Raw genomic sequence first — 14,432 nt, 5'->3', positions numbered from 1 at the left:
GCTAGCCCCTCCTTTCCCTGAGTTTCAGGTAATCGTCTAGACTCATCACGCCGCTCGGTTTGTTAATCCTGACCTTAGACTGTTTCACCGAATCGGCCGGTAAGGCTTTCACTTCGATTCGGCCTATCGTGACGTTTACGATCGGCTCGGTTTTCGTGTTGGCGTTGAGAGCCTGCAGACGACCACTAAGATCGTCCCGCATTTCTTCTAACCACTCTGGAATTTGCAATAATCCGGATTGATGCATTTTTTCCTGCTTCGGCAGACTGCTTATGCTCGGAATATTGAGTACAGGCTCTTTAGGTAAAATATTCCCATCCGGTACGTTCTTCTCAGGTCGTCGACTTATTTCAAGCTCAGATCTCGCGCGATCGGGTGTCCTACGGTTTATCGATTGCAGGGAGCTATTTTCGCCGGACTGATGCGGTTGCTGGCGATGCAAGGTTTGCAATATCCCTTGAATGCGATGATTTATGTCGTCGTTTGTTGACCATTGTCTATGATTTGCCTGGCCGTTGTTTTCAGAAGTCGTTTCATCGATTTCACTTGGTTCGACAGATTGGTTGTCCGCAGTCCTCGACGTGTCCTGACCGTATAACTGTCGTTGTAGCTTTGAAGTTAACGCTTCGATTCGTGAGTTCAAATCGTCAAGGCGCGGGGCGTAATCGGAAGCTATTGCCGGTTTATCGTTGTTTGGCTGCACAGAATCTTGCGCCTGTCTGTCCATCTGCCGGATGTCCGTGGTCAATAAAGATTCCGCACTTGGATCATGCGGGTTCATATCCGGCCTAACGTCAGTATCCGACCGACGGGGCGCCGAAAATTCAGAACCCGTTTCGAGCGTACTCGATGCAAAAGCATCCGATCCCGTATCGTTCTCGAACCTCGCTTTCGGGCGTGGTTGTACCTTGTGCACGGACTCTCGGCCGGCGGTGCCTTCCTGATGACGATCGATCAAAGTTCGCAGAAAAGTGCTCATGTTCCCAACATCCCCAAATAGAGTTGCCGACGCACCGGACTGAGTTCGAGAATGTCGCGCTCGCTCCAGCCATAACCCGAAGCCAGTTGGTGGACCGTTTGCAGCATGCGTTCCGCCCAGTCGTTGAGCTCCGTCCAAAGCAAACCGGCAATGTCGAACAGCGCATCCCAACGATGCGCACATGCCGGACATTTCAAGCTAATCAGGATTTCCGCCTGCGGATCGAGCAATTCAATCTGTTGAATGAGCGCATCGATGACACAATCGGGCAATCGTTCGATGGAACAGTCTTCGCCGGATCGCTCGACGTTAAGAACGCAGCGGGTCAATAATTGCCGCTGCGCGCTTTCGGTATCCGGATTACCGATGACGGCAGCGATATCCAGACTGTTCGGCAATCGAACGCAAAGCTTGTATTCGTCAACATCGATAGTAAACCGGTTGGCGCTTGCTTGATACAGATCTTGCGGAATCAGTAAGTCGGAAACCTGGTTTACCCATTCGATTCGTTCCGAACAAGCCGGACATACCGAGGTATTGACCAGTTGAGGACCGAACAGCTTTTCGCGCAATCGCAATAAATGACGATCGCGCCGGCCTATGCTCATGCCGGCAAGTTCTTCGGGTTCACTGTCTGGCAGAGCTACGGCCAATAAGATGAGCGCCCTTTGCAACAGCGGTTGACTCAAGCCCTGCTCCCAAACAGTCAATAATTCCAAAGCATTCTGACTTCTCACGGTATCAGCTCCGATTTTAACCTTCCGGCTCGGTAAACTCAGGCTCCGAAGGTTCGGCCACTTCGTAGTCACGCTCCCAGCCTTCGTTTTCGAGTTTCAATGTCTGAATCGCGACTGCATTCGCATTGGCATCCAAATCCGGCAAGGCTTGAAATTCGGAAACCCAGCAGCGATAGACCTTGTAGGCAATCGCCAATTGCCCGGCTTCGTTATAGACCTCGATAATGACGTCTTTCCGGAAGTCCTTGAGCGAAACCTCCGCGCCTAAACCGGAACCGAAATTCCAAACTTTGTTGGCCCACTTTTCGAATTCGGTATCGTGGGTGACTCCGCGCTCCAACGTGATCGCTTCATACTTGGTTCTTCCCGGCGACTTGCGCGAGGTGCTCGGATCGCCGCCCTCTCGATGTTCGACCAACTCGGTACTGCGTTTGAGCGCGCCGACCTTGCTGACGCCGGCGACGAATTTGCCGTCCCATTTGACGCGGAATTTGAAGTTTTTATAAGGATCGAATCGTTGCGGATTGACGCTGAACTGTGCCATGACGGATCTCCTTTAAACTTCAAGTTCGCCAGCGATCTGCTGGAGTTTGATGATGACGAATTCGGCCGGTTTCAACGGTGCAAATCCGACGACGATATTGACGATGCCGCGGTCGATATCGTTTTGCGTCGTCGTTTCGCTATCGCATTTGACGAAATAAGCCTGGCGGGGCGTCGTCCCTTGGAATGCACCCTGACGGAAAAGATTGTGCATGAAGGCACCGATATTCAGCCGAATCTGCGCCCATAGAGGTTCGTCGTTCGGTTCAAAAACCACCCATTGCGTGCCTCTGAACAAGGTTTCCTCGATGAATAGCGCGAGTCTGCGCACCGGGATGTACTTGTATTCGTCGGCGAGTATGTCCGCACCGCGCAAGGTGCGTGCGCCCCATACGATTCGGCCGATGATCGGGAACGTCCTAAGACAATTGATGCCCAACGGATTCAATTCGCCGTTTTCGGCATCGTTCAACTTGACGGACAGCTCGGGTACGCCGCGAAGTGTCGATTCGATGCCCGCCGGCGCTTTCCAAACGCCGCGCTGCGTATCGGTGCGCGCCATCACGCCGGCAACCGCGCCGCACGGTACGAATTCCTCGATTTGATTGTCGCGCAACGGGTTGGGTTGCTTGAGGCGTGGAAAATACAGCGCCGCGCTTTTACTCTTCGTACCAACCGCATCGAGGCCGGATTTAGCGGCATCCTTATCCCTCCAATCGCTTGGGGAATCGATCAGCAGCATCGCTCGCTCTTCCTCGCAGAGCGCAATCGCCGCATCGACCAGTCCTTCCGGGTAATCCGGAGTTTCACCCTCCGGCGGTAGACACAGCAGATTGAACAGATCGGCTTGCTTCAATAGATAAAGCCCTTCCTTGGCATCGCTCATGCCAGCGCCGATGTAATCTCCGATTTCGAGTGGAGCGCTATCGGAAGCCTCGGTGGTTACCGTGTAATTCGTTTCCGGATCGTTATCGCCGAAAGGATCCTCGCCGGATTGCGGGGGATCGCTGGCTTCCGGCCGGCCTTCCGGCAAGTCGCCGCTGACTCGCACGAGCTTGGATTGATTGTCCAAAACCTTGTCGATTTGCCTGGGCCCAGGCTTTACAGAAACATTCAGATACTGCTCCGTGACGCCGGTTTTGGTGTCTCGAACTGTTAGATTGAAAAGGTCCTCTTCTTCCAAGCCCTGTGCCGTCGCCACATCGGAAGAGACATTGTGATCGACCCGTGCCCGCAGATAATTTCCCCATGCGCCTTTATAAGCCGCTTCCAGTATTAAAGTATCGGCTGTCAGAATCGCATTCGAGGCAGCGTCGTCTTCCTCATGATACAAACGGCCAATAATGGCCTGACTACCGCCGTTGATAAAAAAATCTCTAACCGCAAAACTCATCGAACTATTGAGATCAAGCCCGCCGAAGATTCTTTCATAATCGGGAAAGCTGTTGATGACTTTGGCCTCGTTATCGGGTCCGCGCTTCGCTCGTCCGATAAAAGCCGTGATCGATGTTGCGACACCGGTAATGGTTCTGACGCCGCTGGGTATTTCTTCAATGTAGACGCCGGGATAAGTAAGTGTTACAGGCATATCGATTCCCCTCTAAAAATATTATCTAGGACTTTTTTACTCGGCCACTTCGAAACATGCCGCTATTCAACCCTTTTCGCTTCATTGAACAGATATGACATTGATATTAAGGACGCCGATCAAGAGGCTGAAAAAACAATCGTTGAAAAAATTTGCGAATAGGAACTACAACGGTTTTTAAAAGTAACGCATGGAACATGCCACCTGCGCCCTACCGATAATTAATATAACCTATTGATATATTAATGTTATTAATTAGATGGGAATTGAGATTTGATTGACTGTAACAATAAGCTGTTACAGTCAGCGGCCTATGGATTTGCACAATTGTCAAATTAATACAATCAATTAGAAACAGTAATCAGCCAATGTTACAGTTTGTTACAGACTAGGCTTGGGTGTTACATTATCGAATGATAGCGATTATCATTTTGAAGATAACGAATAAGGTTAGATTGTGTAAGCCCCCTGTGTCAGGGCGCTACTGCGGCGCCTTGTTGGGTCATTTGGAAAGAAAACGACTCCGTCAGAATTTACAGGCCCCACCATAGGCGACACCGGAAAGCTCGGCCATGTCCTTCTTCCACGTAGTCAGGTCATCCACGCAAAAGTCGGAAAGGCGCTCGTGGCCGCAAGCGCGAGCCATCACTTGCATCAATGCCACCGAACTGGTGAGGAAGCGTTGCAAACGTTGCGCCGCCACATCCACTTGCAACCGTGTGCGCAACTGCGGATCTTGCGTCGCCACGCCACTGGGGCAGTGGTTGGTATGACAGATGCGCGCCGCGATGCAGCCGATCGCCTGCATCGCACTGTTGGCAAGGGCGATGCCGTCGGCCCCCAGACACAAGGCCTTGATGAAGTCCGGCGGGGTACGCAGGCCGCCGGTAATGATCAAGGTGACATCCCCGCGCTCGCTGCGGTCAAGATGACGCCGCGCACGGGCCAGGGCGGGAATCGTCGGCACCGAAATATGGTCGCGGAACAGCAAAGGAGCCGCGCCCGTGCCGCCACCGCGACCATCCAGAATGATGTAGTCGGCGCCCGCCTCGAGCGCGAAGTCGATGTCTTTCTCGATGTGCTGTGCCGACATCTTGAAGCCAATCGGAATGCCGCCCGACACCTCGCGTACACGGGCCGCAAAATTGGCGAAGTCCGCCGGTGTCTTGAGGTTTTCGAAGGCCGCTGGTGAAATGGCATCCTGCCCTGCGGGCAGATGTCGAACCGCGGCGATCCGCTCGGTCACCTTGGCCGCCGGCAAGTGGCCGCCGGTGCCCGTCTTGGCCGCCTGACCCGCCTTGAAGTGAAACGCCTGAACCTTCGACAGCAAGCTTTCTTCATAACCAAACTGGGCGGATGCCAACTCGTAGAAATAGCGAGAGTTGGCCTGTTGCGCCTCTTTCAACATGCCGCCCTCACCCGAGGCGATTCCGGTTCCGGCCAGCTCCGCGCCCTTGGCCAGCGACAACTTGGCCTCCTCGGACAGCGCGCCGAAACTCATGTCCGAGACAAACAGCGGCATCTTCAGGCGTAGCGGCTTGTTTGCATTCGGCCCGATCACGAGTTCCGTCGCCACGGGCGCATCATCCATCCGCGGCGTGCGGTCAAGCTGGGCAGTCAGAATCTGGATGTCGTCCCATGAAGGCAGGCGTTCACGCGGTACGCCCATCGCATCCACGGGGCCATCGCGCCCAACCACCTTGAGTCCACTCTTGGCCATCGCGTGGATGTACTCGAGTGTCGGCTCTTCCTCGGTGTTTTTCGGCACCGGATCCTTGTCCTTGTCGCTGCTGCGGTCGGGCACAGCCAGCTCGGTAACGTCCTTGGGCAGCGTCGCATGCGTACCATCACAAAACGGCGCACTACCCGTTTGCTTGCAGCGGCACAACCACGCGTCCTGTTCTTCCTCCACTACAAAAGCAATCGGAGTAATCCCTGTTCCGGCGTGGGAACCGTCACAAAAGGGTTGGTTTTTCGAGCGCCCACACTGACACCAGTGGTACTCCTTGTCCGCCTCCAAGGTCACCTCAATGGATGATCGTGCCGCAATCTTTGCCTTATCCATACTACCCTCCCCTCTGTGTCAGGACAGTTGTCGCCTCTAAAATTTTATAGAGGTAAAAAAATGCAAACCCGTTATAGTGAAGAATTTAAAGCGAGTTCGAGCGCCATGTTAGACGGGCTTGACCACCAACATTTCATTGCCGCCCCGCTGAAACTCGTAAGGTGCGCGCTTAATTTCAACCGCGAAACCATGGTTTGCAAGATGTTTGGTCACAAAATGGAGATGGGTTGATGAAGCGCCGTCGAGGGTAAGCATTGGAAATACGCGCACTTCGCGAGCTACACGCAACATTTCTTGAAGCGCCTGAAGATGAAACTCTGCCGACAAATGCGCACTGTACAAAAACAAAAAATGGGACGACAAGGCGATGTCGAACTTTCCATTTTCAAAAGGCAGCGATGGTAACTCCCCTGGGATGTATCGACCTTCGTATTTTCCCGCATCGAAGTCTGCGAGGAATATTTCCATCGCAGACATGCGAAGACTACCAAGCTGCTCTATCGACGGAATGGCTTCCCAGACGTAATCGTCTTGGTTCTTGCGCATTTGTGCCATAACGGTTTCATACGTTTCGGAGATGCGGCCTCTGATCTGTTCTGCCTCAAAAACGTAGATTGGATCTACCGAGACGATATTCCCACCTTGTTTGGTCAGTACCGTATTGAATGCCGCTGGGCCATCACCACAGCCAAGAATGCGAAGTTCAAGATCGACCTCCGAAAGGCCAAACATGCTGACGTATTCTTCATAAGAACGTCCCCACGGTACAATTTTTTCGAGCGTAAATCCCATTGATGGCCTGCCTGTCTAACGATAAGGGAAACTTGACCCTTTGGTTAGGTTTTTGCCTATTTCCTGCCCAGCAATTTCCATTAGCAAGCGTAAGGCATGATTTACCGACTCAGAATCTTTAAAAACCTTGGCCACATCTTTATCTAAAAAAATTACATTACTACCCTGTCTATATGATTTATGATGCTTGCCCCGCACGCCTTTTGAAAAATCATATTCAGTACGCATTTCATCAGTTGTTGTATTCATAATGTTTTCGCTCATGATTTGTCGCTTGCCTAGCGCTTATGATACGAATAATATTTTCTCGCCTCTCAGTATACGAGACCACTAGAAGATTTCCCAGTTCTGATTTACCAATACTAAGAAATCAATATTCCCCATCTGAATGGTCAGGATCATCAATTGTGATTTACAAAGGGTCACCAAAAACGGTTGATGCTTCAGAAAAACTTACACCATGCTTTTTCAGATTATTTTCTGCTTTATTTTGATCCCACTCGAATTCCATAAGCTATTAATTGCTCGAAAACTACTATTCAATTCTACCTAATACTTAAAACCGTATCCTTGCTAGAGGAGCCATTATTTTCATAATAAAAATCATCAATAGATTCGGCTGTCAATCCCTTCACATACGGGCCATTCCAATTATTATAGCCATATGGTCTTGTAATTAATGCTTCTAAACCTTCTCCGGATGAAGGGTATCGTCCAGTCGGAACATATCTAATGCGTTTTGCAGATCTTCTTTTTGAATTTGTTTTGTTTTTAATTTAGTCTCATTAATTTTGATCTGTATATTTTCATTTATGTCACCTAACACTTTTAAAGACATTAGAATTCCTTACGAAATTTTTTTTAAATGAAGTGGATATGAAAAAACCTAACACCAAGCTCAGCGGCGTAGCGTTAGCGGAATCGGCTGGAGCGCATGTTTAAGCATGTAGCGCCTCAACGAATTCATCTACTGAAATACCAGCCTGTTTCAGAACTCCGCTCAATGTGCCAGTTTTTAGTTCGGCGTGATTTGGCACGACGCAACCCGAGGGGCCGCGCCGCATCACCATATGGCTACCACGCTACCGTGCAACCACGAATCCCAACCGCTGCAAAACCCTTACAACCTCCGCTCCCGACACGACCGGGTGTTTAGGCATGTTCCGGTACTTGAAATGAGGTCAGCAAAGGGCGTCCCGCGACGATAAGAGGAAATTCTTCAAGATAAAGCTCGGTTGCCTCACGCAAATTGGTCAATGCTTCCTCAACGGTTTCCCCTTGTGTAGTTGTGCCGGTTTCCGGATTGAAGGCGACATACCCCCCTTCGGGGGATGGCGTTAAAACTGCTGAGAGTTCCATAGATTTTCTCCGTTAATGATGCGGGGGATTGAAGAGCCTAAAGGCAAGAAAAACTTACCTCAATGGCCAAGGTGAATTCGATTATAAATAACTGACGCTATTTTGCTCAATTTTTATATCCTTACGCTTTTCAAGTTCATGGATAATTGCGTCGATATCCGCCTCTGAAATGCCTCCCTGAAATTGAAACATTGACTTAATTGAATTGGCCAACGTCTTTTTCTTGCTCGGTCTCAATTTTAAAAGGGCCTTTCAACAACGTATCCTATGGTGTCAATTTCGTCAAACGCCTGTGTTGTAATGATTTTGGATCTTTTTGTAGTAACTTCTGATTCTGATCAATTTTGCGGGTTTACATTCTCTTCTTCCTTTCTTGCTGCCTGTATAAACAACTGAGCAAGGCGCAGTTTATCCCTATAACTAAGCTTTTCGCATGCAAGAACTAATACATCGTATGTCATTTAATTTCTGTTCCCTATTTGAAGCTTAACGTAAAAGTAAGGGGCGCGTCGGGTGACGCGGATTAGCGAAACCGGCTAACTCGAAAAAACCGTTAACCTTCAAAAGTGCCCACGTCCGGCGCGTCCCTTTGACTGACGTTAGGCAAGCAACTTGTCATATTCAGCATGAGTGCCAATCCAAACCCAAAGCAAACCACCTTCAATAGGTGCGGCAACTGCTCGGTAATGTGAGACAACACGAGCAGACCCGACTTTGCCGACTTTCTTGAATTGTAAAGACGGATGGGAACGATTTACTTTAAGAAGATTGAAATTTTTGTCTGCAAGCCCACGAATTTCCAATGGAAGTATTTCGTAACATATCCAGAAGCTGGAAGCCGCTTTATGTTTCAAAGGTCTCTCGTTTTTCCGGCTTGATGCTCAACTAACGCAGGGTTAATAAGAAAATCCAGCTTTCCGGCATTTGAATCAGCTTCAATTTGCTTGTCCCACCGAGATTGGTCGAATTCAACAAACCAATCACGAAGCAACGCGCTGGCCGCCATGAAACAGTGCCGCACTACGCACAGCCCCGTGATGCAGGCGCAATGCGAGGACTGCGTTCACCAAGACTTCATCCCGCACTCCTGCGGTCATCGTCATTGTCCGCATTGCCAACAGCAAGGCAGCTCTCGACCATCCCTGGTCTACGCTGCATTCAGACTCCTGTCTATCAGAGCCAACAATGGCTGGAGCGGCAACTGAAAAAACAGGTGCCGGCCGAGTATTTCCTTATCACCTTTACCCTGCCGAAGGAGTTCAGAGTGCTGGCCTGGCAACAGCAACGCACCTTAAATAGCGCCCGACACACTGGCCAGTAGTTGGAGCACTGCCGGTCTTTGCATCAACAATTCTTGCTGAGACAGCCATTTTGCCCGGTGTTGCTTGTTTTGCTACCCAGAAAAGAATCACGGCAACCGCAGGAAAGACCCAAGACAATATGAAATCCATAGGCCCTTGAACAAATTGCTCGCTTGACCAGTAAGCGTCACCATAAAACGCCGTAAGGACTGGCCAAATAATTACTCCAACCAAAAGGGTATCAATTATCGAAGTTCCAACTCGTGGCCAAAAACCCACGTACTCCAATTCATCAGGCTGCATATGTCCTCCTTCTGGTTTTGATGGCTAACGCTGCCAACACGCGCAGCTTTGAAGTGAAGGCGAAGCCGCAACGAAAAAGCTGTCGCTGTGCTTGGCCTTGTTAGGGCACTTGACGTATACTTGTACGGAAACTCCGTACATTAAGGTGCCGTTATGGATACAATCAGTGTAAACAAATTTAGAGACAACCTTAAGAGCGTTGTAGATCAAGTAGTTAGCAGGCATGAACCGCTCAAGGTAACTCGACGAGCCGGAGAGGCTTTTGTTGTGATGAGCGCCGACGACTGGGAGCGAGAGCAGGAAACGCTTCATGTTCTCCAAAGCCAGAGCCTCATGCAACAGATTGCCCACTCTCTTGAAACCCACAACCGTGGTAAAGGCTACATACCGACTGAAGAGCAGATGAATGAGATCACTGGTATTTGAAGGCAACACCTGGGAAGCGTATGAAACTATGCGCGAAAAGGACAAACAATTGCACAAGGCTTTGTGTAAATTACTCAAGGAAATGCTGCGTTCAAACGAACCTACTTCAGGTTTAGGGAAACCTGAACCACTAAAGCACAGCCTCTCTGGCCTCTGGTCCAAGCGGATATCACAGAAAGATCGTTTGATATATAGGTTCGACGAAAAGTCCATTTATATCTTCGCTATTGGTGGTCACTACGATCAGCCCTAACGGGTCAGATAAGGAGCGCCCAAGCGCCTGCTTGATCTGATTGATGGCGTTGCGTTTGATACTGTATGTCGTTTTGACATGCTCAAGCTCCTTATCTGACCCGATGGCTCCGCTTCGCGGAGCCATCGACAAGCTAAGGGGGCGCGCAGCGAAGCGGAGCGTCCCTTTGAGCGCCATGTTAGGTGGCGATTAAATTTGTTCAAAAGGTTCGTTATCAATTTTTAATTTCCCATTTTCAAAAATCAATCTGCCATTTTCGTCACGAGACGCTGAAGGAAGATTTTTAAGTTCACCTTGAAGCAGATAACTTGCTTTTTCCGCTCGTGATATGATCGGTTTGATTCTTGAATCTATAAAGTTAATTACCTGCACCCCAACTTCACCATCAAGTGTACCGGCGTTTACTTTTAAATTTTCTAGCTCAGCAGTGTGACTTTTTGCTAGATTTGAAAGCTCAACAATCTCCTCAGAAAGAAGTTGCCGTGTCCGATCAAACGCGTCAAAAGCTGCTAGCATTGATACCGCACCTTCTTTGAGGTCGACGTCAACCCCTTCGATTTTTATAAGCTTTGAATCTTCTGATTGCGCCCCAAGGACATTCATGTTGTGGTTAAAGGTTTTCATAAGTAACTTTAAGCCACCGCGTAGAGCGTTAACATCATCATTAAGTCCATTGATGTTACGTATATTTTGAAAGTGGGTTGATAAACTAGATGCGTGTATTTTTATGTTCGCCATGCTTCGATCAATTAGTTCGGCCGATACCCGCAACCTAGAAAATTCAGTTTGAACGGCCATATATTTCCTGGCATGTGTAAGTTCATTTTGCTGGGTTGCCAGTTTTCTTTCGTAATCGTCAAGTTTTTTGTCAACTTGACCAACGGAAAGTCCCCCGAAGAAATCAGGGGTATCATCGGAGCCTGAAACATGGGTTTTAACTTTGTTATATTTTTCTAGAACTTTTTCCAGATCATCATAAGCACTTTTAGCACTTGGGCCGGTGGCAAATTCCCACGCTTTATGAGCAATTTTAGCCACAGTGCTACCAAATCGCTTAACTCCTTCCCAGACACCAGACCACCATCCCATTTAGTTTTCTCCTAAGTTGTGTAAAAGAATTACATTGGCTATACGCGATAGCAAACACCTAACGCCGAGCTCAGCCAAGGAAGGCCGCAGCGCGGCCTGACGTCGGCTGGAGCGCCGTGTTATGCCCAAATATCAGCAGACTGTGCATCAAAAAATTCAACTTCGGAAATTCCTGATTCCAGATATGCTCTGGCATTTGCTTTTATACGAGTATTATCTTCGCTGTTCTCATCACCGAAGATGCTGACGAAGAACTTCTCAACTCGACTTTTCTTAAGCTGATCAAATATATGTTTGTCATTCTCGTCGATCGAATGCCCTTGGATGAAAAACGTACCACTGACATTACGTAAAGCACGGAAGCAATAATCCAAATAAGGGTTATGCTCGATACGTGCCTTTTTCTTGTCAGACGTTGGTTCCGAGACGAACAGTGGGAACCTGCCTCTAGCCAGGTTGTTTCTCACTAGGTCAACAATGCTTGTCCCTGTTTCTGAGAATGCATGCTTTTCAATATTTGACCCTCTATCAAAAATGTGGAGGCCGCCGTGCAAAAAGTGGGCTTCCTGATTGGTGCCGTGGCCCCGCCACTTACATCCAGCTCTAAAACCATCATCGGTTGAGTAATTGTCTGGAGGCAAGTCATCCATGTTCCTCGCCCAATAAAAAAGGAGGTCATAGTTTACTGTGAAAATCTGATCAAAACGCGAAAGGTACCTTCGCGCAGCTGTGAATTGATCAGTCGTTACTTCATTCGGTCTGTTTGGGTGCGTGTTTGAAATGGCGGTTATCAATGCATCCTTAAGGAGCTGTTGGTCACGTTCAATCGTTTGAATCAAAATATCGTTACCGCCATATGACTCCAATACGGTTTTTGCTGATACCAAGGCCCTCATTACGGCCTCAAAGTCGTAAGTACCACAACGATCAAACAAATCACGTAATTCATTATTACGATCATCGAAATCTGCGGCATCAAGAAGATTGGCATAGTTGAAGATGTCGTTACTCCATGCACGAGAGAATCCATTGCCAAGCAGAATCGAAGGCTTGGCGCCATCCTCTACGGTATCCATTGCTTCCTCGAACGTGATCACATCCACCTCACATTTGGTTAACAGGCATAACGGGTCAGATAAGGAGCGCCCAAGCGCCTGCTTGAACTGATTGATGGCGTTGCGTTTGATACTGTATGTCGTTTTGACATGCTCAAGCTCCTTATCTGACCCGATGGCTCCGCGAAGCGGAGCCATCGCTAAAATCAGCCGCCGCTATCAGCGGTCGGCTGAATTTTCTTGTTATGTTTTTTGCTTGATGAAATGACATTTTTCAAGACTAGTGGCATATCTTGAAGATCTGTGAATGCCCCGTCATTGAGAATAAAGGAAAGATCCTGGTTGCCTTCGCCATAACCCCATAAATACATTTCTGCACCAAAAGCACTTGGCTGAACAATGATTCCACCACCTACTGCATCTGAGCAACTCTTCTTAATGTGTTCTTCGGGGCCATAATGAAATGTTTCTATTAGGTCTTCTGTGTTTAACCCAAAGAATGAGTGGTTGAGTAACGCAACGACCTGCTTCATTTCGTTTTCATCAAACTGCATTGTGGCAAAATAGGAATCAAAAGGGATGAATATTTCCATTTTCGGCCGATCTTCTTGATTAAAGAGATATTCGGAATCATGGAATAACTTTCTGATGTATGTATAGATAAGATAGTGAGTTCTTATCTGATATGTTGATAGCCCATCGAGTATTTTAGCAATTCTTGCACCTCTGTCGTCTCTTCCCAGTTCGGTTCTTGATGATGCCAATATTCCACCAAAATATTCTACGGCGATATCATCTTCACAGTATGATCCTTCGTTGACAATGGTCTTTAATACCTTTGGAGGCACGTGCCCAGGTTTGTCAATATCTTTCCCCAACTTTGTTTCGGCATTACTGAAGATTTTACCAACATTTTCGATTCTCTTTTTCGTAAATTCTTGAAGCTCACCACCTAGATATTCGGCAGTAGGGCCAAGAAGTTTTGCTAATCCATCCTTACCCAAGTAGGCAGCTATAGCTCCAAGTCCTACTGTCGTAATTGGTTCTGGCATTGGAACTCCTTATTCAACATAACGTAGTGCTCAGCTGCGGAGCGTTAGCAGAGTCCGCTGGAGCGTTGGGTTAGGCAAATATTTGGTAATCATAAGAGTTTTTGTAACTGCTCGCGGCTTAATTCACAATCACGGAGTATTTTACTTATTAATCCAGGTCCGATTGTTTCGCCTGCATGAATAGGGACAACTGTTGAACGCCCATCAGGATGTTGCACAAAATGATGACTGCCCTTCACACGAACAAGGGAAAAGCCCGCTTTTTTCAAAGCAAGCAATAAATCTTTACCTGTCACACTTGGAAAAGATGTCATGCAGCAACGGAAACTCTTTGAACACCAATAAAATCCAGTGGTTCCGGTATTTCGCCCTGAACTTCCAAACACAGCTCAATAGCCTCGCGAATACGCTCCATAAGCATATCCAGAGACTTAGCTTGTGTATGGCAGCCTTTTAAAGCAGGAACAGAGGCTACAAAATAGCCTTCGGAGTCTTTTTCAATAACTACATCAAATTGTTTCATCATGTTTTTAAAATCCGTAGCAGACTACAAATAAAAAATTTTGTTTTGTTCGACTTTTATGTGTTTACGTTTTTGTAACTCAGAAATGATTTTATCTGTATCTGAATCAGAAATCCCGCCTTGAAATTGAAACATGGCTTTAATTGAATTGATTAAAGATTGCTTCTTTACTGGTCTTAACTTTAACAGCCTTTCAATGACATATTCAATAGCATCTGCTTCATTTACAGAATCCTTATTTGATTTTTCTACCTCTCCAGCTTTGGGTTCAGAACGATTTTGAGGATTTGCGTTTTCTTCCTCTTTTCGAGCAGTCTGTACCTAACGTTTGAGACATTAACTCTAACTCCAAATCCATAGCCACATT

The 14,432-nt window shown here is 47.9% G+C and carries 22 protein-coding genes and 1 pseudogene; 3 read left to right on the top strand and 20 right to left on the bottom strand.

The window, feature by feature from the left end; genetic code table 11:
- Window position 1: 1 nt before the first annotated feature.
- The 14 genes and pseudogenes from ACINK7_RS09355 to ACINK7_RS09290 all read right to left on the bottom strand — a co-directional run bounded on the left by ACINK7_RS09355 (window position 2) and on the right by ACINK7_RS09290 (window position 9,069).
- A complete protein-coding gene (locus tag ACINK7_RS09355) occupies window positions 2-979 on the bottom strand; it encodes a hypothetical protein (RefSeq protein ID WP_404361089.1) in 978 nt (325 codons plus the stop codon).
- The gene (locus ACINK7_RS09350) at window positions 976-1,716 is read right to left on the bottom strand and encodes a hypothetical protein (RefSeq protein ID WP_404361088.1); all 741 of its coding nucleotides are present in this window, start codon (window positions 1,714-1,716) and stop codon (window positions 976-978) included. The genes ACINK7_RS09355 and ACINK7_RS09350 overlap by 4 nt, the downstream gene beginning before the upstream one ends.
- Before the next feature lie 16 nt (window positions 1,717-1,732).
- On the bottom strand, window positions 1,733-2,260 hold the full coding sequence (locus tag ACINK7_RS09345; protein WP_404361087.1) for a phage tail protein: 528 nt from the start codon (window positions 2,258-2,260) through the stop codon (window positions 1,733-1,735).
- Window positions 2,261-2,272: 12 nt separating this feature from the next.
- Window positions 2,273-3,847 (bottom strand): phage tail sheath family protein, encoded by a 1,575-nt coding sequence (locus ACINK7_RS09340; RefSeq protein ID WP_404361086.1) that lies wholly within the window; start codon window positions 3,845-3,847, stop codon window positions 2,273-2,275.
- A gap of 526 nt (window positions 3,848-4,373) precedes the next feature.
- The gene (locus ACINK7_RS09335) at window positions 4,374-5,912 is read right to left on the bottom strand and encodes a glutamate synthase-related protein (RefSeq protein ID WP_404361085.1); all 1,539 of its coding nucleotides are present in this window, start codon (window positions 5,910-5,912) and stop codon (window positions 4,374-4,376) included.
- Between the two features lie 108 nt (window positions 5,913-6,020).
- Window positions 6,021-6,704 carry a class I SAM-dependent methyltransferase gene (locus tag ACINK7_RS09330; RefSeq protein ID WP_404361084.1) on the bottom strand — a complete coding sequence of 228 codons (684 nt, stop codon included), beginning with the start codon at window positions 6,702-6,704 and terminating at the stop codon, window positions 6,021-6,023.
- 15 nt (window positions 6,705-6,719) lie between these two features.
- Window positions 6,720-6,968, bottom strand: a complete 249-nt coding sequence (locus ACINK7_RS09325) for a hypothetical protein (RefSeq protein WP_404361083.1) — start codon at window positions 6,966-6,968, stop codon at window positions 6,720-6,722.
- Window positions 6,937-7,215 (bottom strand): annotated as a pseudogene (locus tag ACINK7_RS09320) (BrnT family toxin). Before ACINK7_RS09320 ends, ACINK7_RS09325 begins: the two are co-directional and overlap by 32 nt.
- Before the next feature lie 34 nt (window positions 7,216-7,249).
- Entirely contained in the window at window positions 7,250-7,381 is a 132-nt protein-coding gene (locus ACINK7_RS09315; protein WP_404361431.1) for a hypothetical protein, read from the bottom strand.
- 8 nt (window positions 7,382-7,389) lie between these two features.
- A complete protein-coding gene (locus ACINK7_RS09310; RefSeq protein WP_404361082.1) occupies window positions 7,390-7,542 on the bottom strand; it encodes a hypothetical protein in 153 nt (50 codons plus the stop codon).
- Window positions 7,543-7,642: 100 nt separating this feature from the next.
- Window positions 7,643-7,774 (bottom strand): type II toxin-antitoxin system HicA family toxin, encoded by a 132-nt coding sequence (locus ACINK7_RS09305; RefSeq protein ID WP_404361081.1) that lies wholly within the window; start codon window positions 7,772-7,774, stop codon window positions 7,643-7,645.
- A gap of 82 nt (window positions 7,775-7,856) precedes the next feature.
- Window positions 7,857-8,063 carry a type II toxin-antitoxin system HicB family antitoxin gene (locus ACINK7_RS09300; protein WP_404361080.1) on the bottom strand — a complete coding sequence of 69 codons (207 nt, stop codon included), beginning with the start codon at window positions 8,061-8,063 and terminating at the stop codon, window positions 7,857-7,859.
- A 599-nt stretch (window positions 8,064-8,662) separates the two neighbouring features.
- Window positions 8,663-8,917, bottom strand: coding sequence for a hypothetical protein (locus ACINK7_RS09295; protein ID WP_404361078.1), 255 nt, complete (start codon window positions 8,915-8,917; stop codon window positions 8,663-8,665).
- The gene (locus ACINK7_RS09290) at window positions 8,914-9,069 is read right to left on the bottom strand and encodes a hypothetical protein (protein WP_404361077.1); all 156 of its coding nucleotides are present in this window, start codon (window positions 9,067-9,069) and stop codon (window positions 8,914-8,916) included. Before ACINK7_RS09290 ends, ACINK7_RS09295 begins: the two co-directional genes overlap by 4 nt.
- Here ACINK7_RS09290 and ACINK7_RS09285 point away from each other — a divergent pair.
- A complete protein-coding gene (locus tag ACINK7_RS09285) occupies window positions 9,068-9,268 on the top strand; it encodes a transposase zinc-binding domain-containing protein (RefSeq protein ID WP_404361076.1) in 201 nt (66 codons plus the stop codon). The genes ACINK7_RS09290 and ACINK7_RS09285 overlap by 2 nt on opposite strands.
- 54 nt (window positions 9,269-9,322) lie before the next feature.
- Here ACINK7_RS09285 and ACINK7_RS09280 read toward each other — a convergent pair whose 3' ends face one another.
- Window positions 9,323-9,667 carry an RDD family protein gene (locus ACINK7_RS09280; protein ID WP_404361075.1) on the bottom strand — a complete coding sequence of 115 codons (345 nt, stop codon included), beginning with the start codon at window positions 9,665-9,667 and terminating at the stop codon, window positions 9,323-9,325.
- A 153-nt stretch (window positions 9,668-9,820) separates the two neighbouring features.
- Here ACINK7_RS09280 and ACINK7_RS09275 point away from each other — a divergent pair, with 153 nt between their 5' ends.
- On the top strand, window positions 9,821-10,093 hold the full coding sequence (locus ACINK7_RS09275) for a type II toxin-antitoxin system Phd/YefM family antitoxin (RefSeq protein WP_404361074.1): 273 nt from the start codon (window positions 9,821-9,823) through the stop codon (window positions 10,091-10,093).
- Window positions 10,074-10,346: a Txe/YoeB family addiction module toxin gene (locus ACINK7_RS09270; RefSeq protein ID WP_404361073.1), complete on the top strand. Its 273-nt coding sequence runs from the start codon at window positions 10,074-10,076 to the stop codon at window positions 10,344-10,346. The genes ACINK7_RS09275 and ACINK7_RS09270 overlap by 20 nt, the downstream gene beginning before the upstream one ends.
- A 189-nt stretch (window positions 10,347-10,535) precedes the next feature.
- On the opposite strand, the gene ACINK7_RS09265 is transcribed toward ACINK7_RS09270, so the two are convergent.
- From ACINK7_RS09265 to ACINK7_RS09245, 5 genes are all read right to left on the bottom strand, one after another.
- Window positions 10,536-11,435 carry a hypothetical protein gene (locus ACINK7_RS09265; RefSeq protein ID WP_404361071.1) on the bottom strand — a complete coding sequence of 300 codons (900 nt, stop codon included), beginning with the start codon at window positions 11,433-11,435 and terminating at the stop codon, window positions 10,536-10,538.
- A 119-nt stretch (window positions 11,436-11,554) separates the two neighbouring features.
- Window positions 11,555-12,688: a DUF4917 family protein gene (locus tag ACINK7_RS09260; protein ID WP_404361070.1), complete on the bottom strand. Its 1,134-nt coding sequence runs from the start codon at window positions 12,686-12,688 to the stop codon at window positions 11,555-11,557.
- Window positions 12,689-12,696: 8 nt separating this feature from the next.
- Window positions 12,697-13,542: a hypothetical protein gene (locus ACINK7_RS09255; protein ID WP_404361068.1), complete on the bottom strand. Its 846-nt coding sequence runs from the start codon at window positions 13,540-13,542 to the stop codon at window positions 12,697-12,699.
- Between the two features lie 89 nt (window positions 13,543-13,631).
- The gene (locus ACINK7_RS09250) at window positions 13,632-13,856 is read right to left on the bottom strand and encodes a type II toxin-antitoxin system HicA family toxin (RefSeq protein ID WP_404361067.1); all 225 of its coding nucleotides are present in this window, start codon (window positions 13,854-13,856) and stop codon (window positions 13,632-13,634) included.
- A complete protein-coding gene (locus tag ACINK7_RS09245; protein ID WP_404361066.1) occupies window positions 13,853-14,068 on the bottom strand; it encodes a type II toxin-antitoxin system HicB family antitoxin in 216 nt (71 codons plus the stop codon). The genes ACINK7_RS09250 and ACINK7_RS09245 overlap by 4 nt, the downstream gene beginning before the upstream one ends.
- Between the last annotated feature and the right edge of the window lie 364 nt (window positions 14,069-14,432).

The organism is Methylotuvimicrobium sp. KM1, assembly GCF_044788715.1.
Lineage (GTDB): Bacteria > Pseudomonadota > Gammaproteobacteria > Methylococcales > Methylomonadaceae > Methylotuvimicrobium.
The sequence above is the reverse complement of the archived record's forward strand: the minus strand, read 5'-3'. Positions and strand labels throughout refer to the sequence as shown.

Coding starts and splice junctions, on each gene's coding strand:
- ACINK7_RS09280 (WP_404361075.1), bottom strand. CDS start 9,667: ATGCAGCCTGATGAATTGGAGTACGTGGGTTTTTGGCCACGAGTTGGA.
- ACINK7_RS09260 (WP_404361070.1), bottom strand. CDS start 12,688: ATGGCTCCGCTTCGCGGAGCCATCGGGTCAGATAAGGAGCTTGAGCAT.
- ACINK7_RS09290 (WP_404361077.1), bottom strand. CDS start 9,069: ATGGCGGCCAGCGCGTTGCTTCGTGATTGGTTTGTTGAATTCGACCAA.
- ACINK7_RS09305 (WP_404361081.1), bottom strand. CDS start 7,774: ATGGTGATGCGGCGCGGCCCCTCGGGTTGCGTCGTGCCAAATCACGCC.
- ACINK7_RS09310 (WP_404361082.1), bottom strand. CDS start 7,542: ATGTCTTTAAAAGTGTTAGGTGACATAAATGAAAATATACAGATCAAA.
- ACINK7_RS09300 (WP_404361080.1), bottom strand. CDS start 8,063: ATGGAACTCTCAGCAGTTTTAACGCCATCCCCCGAAGGGGGGTATGTC.
- ACINK7_RS09355 (WP_404361089.1), bottom strand. CDS start 979: ATGAGCACTTTTCTGCGAACTTTGATCGATCGTCATCAGGAAGGCACC.
- ACINK7_RS09345 (WP_404361087.1), bottom strand. CDS start 2,260: ATGGCACAGTTCAGCGTCAATCCGCAACGATTCGATCCTTATAAAAAC.
- ACINK7_RS09255 (WP_404361068.1), bottom strand. CDS start 13,542: ATGCCAGAACCAATTACGACAGTAGGACTTGGAGCTATAGCTGCCTAC.
- ACINK7_RS09250 (WP_404361067.1), bottom strand. CDS start 13,856: ATGACATCTTTTCCAAGTGTGACAGGTAAAGATTTATTGCTTGCTTTG.
- ACINK7_RS09285 (WP_404361076.1), top strand. CDS start 9,068: ATGAAACAGTGCCGCACTACGCACAGCCCCGTGATGCAGGCGCAATGC.
- ACINK7_RS09270 (WP_404361073.1), top strand. CDS start 10,074: ATGAGATCACTGGTATTTGAAGGCAACACCTGGGAAGCGTATGAAACT.
- ACINK7_RS09325 (WP_404361083.1), bottom strand. CDS start 6,968: ATGAGCGAAAACATTATGAATACAACAACTGATGAAATGCGTACTGAA.
- ACINK7_RS09340 (WP_404361086.1), bottom strand. CDS start 3,847: ATGCCTGTAACACTTACTTATCCCGGCGTCTACATTGAAGAAATACCC.
- ACINK7_RS09330 (WP_404361084.1), bottom strand. CDS start 6,704: ATGGGATTTACGCTCGAAAAAATTGTACCGTGGGGACGTTCTTATGAA.
- ACINK7_RS09275 (WP_404361074.1), top strand. CDS start 9,821: ATGGATACAATCAGTGTAAACAAATTTAGAGACAACCTTAAGAGCGTT.
- ACINK7_RS09335 (WP_404361085.1), bottom strand. CDS start 5,912: ATGGATAAGGCAAAGATTGCGGCACGATCATCCATTGAGGTGACCTTG.
- ACINK7_RS09265 (WP_404361071.1), bottom strand. CDS start 11,435: ATGGGATGGTGGTCTGGTGTCTGGGAAGGAGTTAAGCGATTTGGTAGC.
- ACINK7_RS09245 (WP_404361066.1), bottom strand. CDS start 14,068: ATGATGAAACAATTTGATGTAGTTATTGAAAAAGACTCCGAAGGCTAT.